Here is a 6,460-nt window from a genome sequence, read left to right on the forward strand (position 1 = left end):
ACATGATCATCACCGGTGGGGCCAATATTTATTCGGCCGAGGTCGAGCGGGTAATGGCCTTGCACCCCGGCGTGCAGTCCTGCGCCTTGATCGGCGTGCCGGATCGCGTCATGGGAGAACTGCCCGTCGCCTACGTGGTCTGCCGCAGCAGCCACAGCCCGGCGAGCGAGGAGTTGCAGGCCTTTTGCCGCGAGCGCTTGTCCAGCTACAAGATACCGCGTCGCGTTGTCTTCGTCGACGCATTGCCGATGACACCGACCGGGAAAGTCCAGAAGACGGAGTTGCGCAAGCTGGCCGTCACCTCCCCCTGATGGCCAATCCAAATTTCCCACCTGAGTTAATTGAGGATCGCCTATTTCACCCGTTTCACGGGCCATGAACTGGCGCGCTTGCCCTTGCCCACGGCTGCACAAGCAACCCAGGCCATCAAGACGATGAAAGCTCTTGGAGCGCGGCCGAGTTGCCACACCGGGTGTCGCAAAAGTTTGTCGAAAAGACACTGCTCAGCCAGGCGCGGGCCTGTCCCTCGAACGATTTGCGCTATGGCTGGGCCTTGAAGCATTTCTCGCAAACCGAGGCGGGTGTGCAGGCAGTGGTGACGCCAGTGTCCGGTGGGGCTGATGTGGCGGTTCACGCCGCTTATCTGGTGGGGGCCGATGGCGCGCGCAGTGCGGTGCGTCACCAACTGGGCATCGCTTGGGGCGGGACCACCTGCATCAAGCGCGATTTCATGGGTGAAAAGATGTTTCCCGTGTATCTGCGGGCGCCTGATTTTTACAAGGCCCTTCCCCACCGCAAGGCCTGGATGTATGTGACGGTGAATGCCCAGCGACGGGCTTTCATGGCCTCGGTCGATGGTGACAGCGAGTTTGCCTTTCATGCGGCAGTGCATGAGGGCGAAGATGCCGATGCCTAGACGCCCGCAGATGCTCAGCGCATCTTCAACCAGGCCATGGGGCAGGACATCCCGATTGAAGTTTTGTCGGTGGGCACCTGGATGGCGGGGTACGCCTTGGTGGCGAACGCCTTTCAACAAGGTCGCGTGTTCATTGGCGGGGATGCCGCCCACCTGTTCACGCCCACCGGCGGCCTGGACTTCAACACGGCTGTGGAGGATGCGGTCAACCTGGGCTGGAAGCTGGCCAGCGTGGTTCGGGGAATCGCGCCTGCGCGCTTGCTGGACACCTGTGCCCAAGAACGCATGCCCTTGGCGCACCGCAACACCGCTTATGCACGCCAGTTTGCCGACTCGGTGGGTTTGTTTGCGGCTACGCCTGATTTGGAAGAGGCGTCTGAGCGGGGTGAGCGCACGCGGCAAATGGCGTCAGAGCATCTGAATGGGCATGTGCGCCTGGAGTTCAACATCCCCGGGGTGACGTTTGGGGGGCGCTACCACGGCTCTGCGATCGTGGTGACCAATGGCAGCACGTCGCCGCCCGATGCGGCCAACAGTTACCAAGCCAGTGCCTGTCCAGGCGAGCGTTCGCCGCATGCTTGGTTGACCGATGGACGTTCGCTTTATGACACGTTTCACAGCGAATGGAACTTGCTGCAACTGGGCCCGCAGCCTTTGGATGCCTAGGCATTTTTGGCGGTAGCCAGCCGCTTGGGCATGGACCTGAAGGCCTTGTCGCACAGTGGTGATGATCTGCTGGCTTTGTATGAGGCACCGTGGGTCTTGATTCGCCCCGACCAAGTGGTGGCCTGGCGTGGCCACAACGACCAGCAGGCTTTGCAGGTCTTGCAGCAGGCGATGGGCATCACCTGAGGCGAGTGGGCTGGCCGTTCAGATCGCGGGCGCTGGTCTTCAGCTGCGCGCCGCCCACAGCGTGACGGTTTGCAGGCCCAGCACCGTGAGCGCCAGCGAGCCCAAAAGGTGCAAGGCGGCCGTGCCCAAGGCTAGGACAAAACGGCCTTGCTGCAGCATGGCCACGACTTCGGCTGAAAAGCTGGAAAACGTGGTGAGTGCACCTAGAAAACCAGTGACCAGGGCCAAGCGCCAAACCGGGTCAAGCTCGGGCAGTTGCTGGAACACGCCCACGCACACGCCCACCAAATAGCCACCAATCAGATTGGCCGCCAGCGTGCCCCAAGGCAACAGCCCAGCGCTTGCGGTGCTGGGGTTGAGCCACAGGCCCAACTGCCAGCGCGACAGTGCACCCACACAAGCACCCAGGCAAATCGCGATCACCGTGAGCATGGCGTGGGTCCTTTCGCTTGGGTTTTACCGACGATTAAAACGGCGGGTCTTCGTCGATCGCTGCTGCGCCCGTTGCACTCGTCTTGAGGGTCGAATTCACCACAGTGCGCGTTGGGTTCGGCTGGGCTGGGTCGGCAGCCGCCGCACCCAATTCCATCTCGCCACCCAGGGCTTCGATCAAGCTGTCGATCAGCGGCCCCAGCAAGCCGGTGGACAAGGCCACGTCGGTGTCAAAGCGGTCTTCGTTTTTGTCGGTGCCCGATTCGTCCATCACGCCGTCGAGGTATTGCACTTTTTTCAGTTGCAAAGTCTCGGTCAGAACAAAGGCCACGCGGCCGTCCCAGCTCAGCGCCAGTTGGGTGGGCAGTTTGCCTTCCATCACATGCTTGCGCACATCGTCGTTGGCCAGGTGGTGGCGGGTAAAACGCACGCTGGCCGCGTCCTCCCCGGTCGACTTGAGCACGGTTTCTCGCTCCACCGTCAAATCAGAGGGCCATTCGTCCGGTGTGGGGGCCAGCAGCCATTGCGTCATGGCCGCTTGCGGTGAAGTCACGGTTTGGATCAGCGAGACCGACAAGCCGCCCATGACGTTCATCAGCGCCGACATCACTTCATCGGCCTTGCCTTGGCTGCCTGCGTTGAGCACCAGACAGCGGTTCTCCAGGTCCATCCACACGAGCACAGTGGATTGACGGGCGAAGGCCTGCGGCAGCAAGGACAGCAAAACGTCGTCCATCAGGTCGCGTTTTTCTTTTTTGCCGGGTTTGCGCCCAGTTGCCGCTTCAATTTCGGCGACGCGTTCGTCCACCTTGCGGCGCACCACATTGCCGGGCACCGCTTTGGATTCGATCATCAGCTTCAAGATCCACTGCCCCGAGACCGATTCGACCAGCGGACCATGGGCCTCCCCCCGGGGTGGCACCCAGCCAATCGACTTGTCCTGGCTGGCGCCACACTCCACAAATTGCACCGGCTCCAGCGCCGCTTGCACATCGGCCAAAGTGGGCGCAAAGCCCTCGCCGATGCGGTAAACCATCACATTTTTGAACATCCGTCACTCTTTCATGCCTTGTCAGGCCAGCGCGGCATCTTACCGGACTGGACGGACGGCTTTACTTGGCGACGCCCATCAAAAGGTTGGGCACGCCGGTGACGATGGACGGGAAAACAGTGATCAGCACAATGCCCACAATCAAGCAGCCAAAAAAGGGCAGCGTCACGGTGGCAATGCGGTTGCTGTCGATGCCGGTCATGTTTTGCAAGACGAACAGGTTGAAGCCAACCGGCGGTGTGATTTCGGCGATCTCGATCAACATGATGATGAAGATACCGAACCAAACAAGATCAAATCCGGCCTTTTGGATCATGGGCAGCACCACCGCGCTGGTCAGCACGATCATCGAGATGCCGTCGAGCGCTGTGCCCAAAATCAAATACACCACCACCAAAATCGCGATGAGGCCATAAGGCGAGAGGTTCATGGCATGGACAAACTCGGCCAGCTCTCGCGGAATACCGGTGAACGCCATGGTTTTGGTGAGAAACGCTGCACCCGCCAGAATGAACATGATCATGCAACTGACCCTGGTGGCGCTCACCAGGCCTTGCCAAAAGTTCTGCCAAGTCAAGCTGCGCCCAGCGACCGCAATGGCCAGCGAACCCAACACGCCATAGGCGGCGCATTCGGTGGCGGTGGCGATGCCTGCCACCAGGACCCACACGATGAAGACAATCAGCAAGCCACAAGGAATCAAACTGCCCGAACGCCGCATTTTTTCCATGAAAGTGGTCGGCGCTTCGGCTGGTGGCACTTTGTCGGGGTTGCGCACGCTCCACCAAATGATGTAACCCGAGAACAGGCCCATCAGCAAAAAGCCAGGCAAGAAGCCCGCAAGGAACAGGCGGATCACACTGGCATCGGCTGCCACGGCATACACCACCATGGTGATGGACGGCGGAATCAAAATGCCCAAGCCACCGGCAGCGGCCAATGAACCCAGGGCGATGTTGCGGTCATAGCCGCGCTTTTCCAGTTCGGGCAGGGCCACCTTGGCGATCGTGGCGCAGGTAGCGGCCGATGACCCAGACACTGAGCCGAAGATGCCGCAACCCAATATGGTGGTGTGCATCAGGCGGCCCGGTACTTTGTTCAGCCAGGGCGACAGGCCATCGAACATCTGCTCGGACAACTTGGTGCGGTACAAAATTTCGCCCATCCAGATGAACATGGGCAATGCCGCCAACTCCCAGCTGGCCGAGGTTTCCCAAAACGAAGAAAACAGGTTTTTGCCGGGCAGGGTGTTGGTGAAAAAGGCTTGGCCCACCCAGCCGACAATGGCCAGCGTCATCGCAATCCAAACGCCACCGCTGAGCATCAGCAACATCAAGAAGAGGAGCAGGCCCCCTATTTCAAGCAGGCCCATCAAAGCTCCTCAGAAAAATCACCCCTGGCATGGCGCTCTTCGACACGCGCCACATAACTGGGTTTACCACCTTGGAACACGCACACGCATTCATCAATCACGGCAATCACCAGAATCGCTGAGCCAATGACAAAGCTCAACTGCGGAATCCAGATCGGGATCGCCACCATGTTGCCTGCGATGTCGTTGAATTCGTAGCTTTCCCAAGTGAAGCGTGCTGCCCAGTAACCCAAGTAGCCAATGGCCACAGCGGCCACAGTCAGTGAGATCAACTCCAGCCAGCGGCGCACCGGGGCAGACACCGATTCAAGCACCAGCGTCACCCGCACAAAGTCGCCATTGCGAAAGCTGTAAGCCATGCCCAAAAAAGCAGCGGCTGCGCACAACCAAGCCACGATGTCGTTGACCCAAGAAACACGCCAGTTCAGCACACGCCCCACCGAGGCGCCGATCATCAAAACCAGAATGGCCAGCACACACAGGGCGGCCAATTGCCCCCCGAGCAGGTACATGCCATCCAGAAAGCGACGCACCGATGAAGCGCGTGGTGGAGGACTGGCGTTCATCCGGTGTTATTTCTTGTTGTAGGCGTCCACCAAGGCCTTGCCTTCGGCACCGGATTTGTCCATCCATTCCTTGAGCATGGTGTCGCCCACCTTCTTCATGTCCGCCTTGAGCTGGGCCGATGGGGGGGCGACCGTCATGCCGTTGGCTTTGAGGGTTTCCAAAGTGGTGGTGTTGACCTTGCGCGATTCGGTCCAGCCGCGGGTTTCGGCGTCGGCTGCGGCTTTCATCACAGCGTCCTGGCTGGCTTTGTCCAGGGCATCAAACGCCTTCTTGTTGGCAATCACCGCGTTTTTGGGCAACCAGGCTTGCACATCGTAGTAGAACTTCAGGTGCTCGAACAACTTGCTGTCCACGCCGGTCGCGCCCGAGGTCATGGTCGACTCCACCACGCCAGTCGCCAGGGCCTGTGTGAATTCAGCCGCTTGGACCGTGACAGGCTGTGCGCCCACCAATTCGGCTATGCGGGCCGTAGACGGGCTGTACGAACGCCACTTGATGCCCTTGAGGTCGGCCGCACTGTTGAGTGGCTTTTTGCTGTAAATTCCCTGCGGTGGCCACGCCACCGAGTAGAGCAGTACCATGCCTTGTTCGGCCAGCTTTTTCTCCATCAGGGGTTTTTGCGCCTTGTAAAGTTTCATGCTCTCGTCGTAGCTGTCAGCCAAAAAGGGCAGGCCATCGGCTGCATAAATGGGCCACTCGTTGCTGAAGTTGGCCAGCAAGATCTCACCGGCTTGGGCTTGGCCGCCTTGAACCGCGCGTTTGATTTCAGGGGCTTTGAAGAGGGACGCGTTGGCGTGGACCGTGATCTTGAGCTTGCCTGCTGTGGCTTTGTCCACATCGGCTGCGAATTGGGTCATGTTGACCGTGTGGAAGTTGGTGGCCGGGTAAGCTGCGGGCAGGTCCCATTTGGTTTGGGCCGACACGAAGCCGGAGAGAGCGAGCAGGCCAGCCAGCAGGCTGAGGTGAAGGGCGCGACGTTGCATGAGAACTCCTGTGAATGTGGAATGAACGGTCAAACAGGCCGTGCAAGAAAGGTGCCCGCTTGGCGCGCGCATCGGGTGCATCTGGCTGGGGTTCACTGTAAGCAGGTTGAGGCTTGGGTGTGATCGGTGTTTTCCCTTAATGTCAACAAATTGTTGGTAAATTGTCATCAACGGACATAAACTTTGAGTCCCCACTTGTCTGAACACCTCCAATGCCGCGCAAAAATTCAACTGCCATCGCGAACGCCAACCCCATCGTCTCTTCGGCCCATCTGGTCTCGCCTGAC

6 protein-coding genes and 2 pseudogenes are annotated in these 6,460 nt (G+C 59.6%); 3 read left to right on the forward strand and 5 right to left on the reverse strand.

Annotated elements, in window-relative coordinates:
- The 3 genes and pseudogenes from Q0O19_RS13480 to Q0O19_RS13490 form a co-directional block, all read left to right on the forward strand.
- A pseudogene (locus Q0O19_RS13480) lies at positions 1 to 311 on the forward strand (fatty-acid--CoA ligase); the annotation flags it as partial.
- Between the two features lie 161 nt (positions 312 to 472).
- Positions 473 to 1,582, forward strand: a pseudogene (locus tag Q0O19_RS13485) (FAD-dependent monooxygenase).
- A gap of 6 nt (positions 1,583 to 1,588) precedes the next feature.
- Positions 1,589 to 1,768, forward strand: coding sequence for a hypothetical protein (locus Q0O19_RS13490; protein WP_295523802.1), 180 nt, complete (start codon positions 1,589 to 1,591; stop codon positions 1,766 to 1,768).
- A 39-nt stretch (positions 1,769 to 1,807) separates the two neighbouring features.
- Here Q0O19_RS13490 and crcB read toward each other — a convergent pair whose 3' ends face one another.
- From crcB to Q0O19_RS13515, 5 genes are all read right to left on the reverse strand, one after another.
- On the reverse strand, positions 1,808 to 2,200 hold the full coding sequence (crcB, locus tag Q0O19_RS13495) for a fluoride efflux transporter CrcB (protein WP_295523803.1): 393 nt from the start codon (positions 2,198 to 2,200) through the stop codon (positions 1,808 to 1,810).
- Positions 2,201 to 2,234: 34 nt separating this feature from the next.
- Complete coding sequence (locus Q0O19_RS13500) at positions 2,235 to 3,251, reverse strand: recombination-associated protein RdgC (protein ID WP_295523805.1); 1,017 nt, start codon at positions 3,249 to 3,251, stop codon at positions 2,235 to 2,237.
- A 61-nt stretch (positions 3,252 to 3,312) separates the two neighbouring features.
- A complete protein-coding gene (locus Q0O19_RS13505) occupies positions 3,313 to 4,623 on the reverse strand; it encodes a TRAP transporter large permease subunit (protein ID WP_295523807.1) in 1,311 nt (436 codons plus the stop codon).
- Positions 4,623 to 5,189, reverse strand: a complete 567-nt coding sequence (locus Q0O19_RS13510) for a TRAP transporter small permease (RefSeq protein ID WP_295523810.1) — start codon at positions 5,187 to 5,189, stop codon at positions 4,623 to 4,625. Before Q0O19_RS13510 ends, Q0O19_RS13505 begins: the two co-directional genes overlap by 1 nt.
- A gap of 6 nt (positions 5,190 to 5,195) precedes the next feature.
- Positions 5,196 to 6,173: a TRAP transporter substrate-binding protein gene (locus Q0O19_RS13515; protein ID WP_295523812.1), complete on the reverse strand. Its 978-nt coding sequence runs from the start codon at positions 6,171 to 6,173 to the stop codon at positions 5,196 to 5,198.
- Between the last annotated feature and the right edge of the window lie 287 nt (positions 6,174 to 6,460).

The organism is Limnohabitans sp. Rim8, assembly GCF_945869175.1.
Taxonomy (GTDB): domain Bacteria; phylum Pseudomonadota; class Gammaproteobacteria; order Burkholderiales; family Burkholderiaceae_C; genus Limnohabitans_A.

Bases quoted from the DNA above. Each gene is read 5' to 3' on its own strand.
- crcB (WP_295523803.1), bottom strand. From the start codon at position 2,200: ATGCTCACGGTGATCGCGATTTGCCTGGGTGCTTGTGTGGGTGCACTG.
- Q0O19_RS13500 (WP_295523805.1), bottom strand. From the start codon at position 3,251: ATGTTCAAAAATGTGATGGTTTACCGCATCGGCGAGGGCTTTGCGCCC.
- Q0O19_RS13505 (WP_295523807.1), bottom strand. From the start codon at position 4,623: ATGGGCCTGCTTGAAATAGGGGGCCTGCTCCTCTTCTTGATGTTGCTG.
- Q0O19_RS13510 (WP_295523810.1), bottom strand. From the start codon at position 5,189: ATGAACGCCAGTCCTCCACCACGCGCTTCATCGGTGCGTCGCTTTCTG.
- Q0O19_RS13515 (WP_295523812.1), bottom strand. From the start codon at position 6,173: ATGCAACGTCGCGCCCTTCACCTCAGCCTGCTGGCTGGCCTGCTCGCT.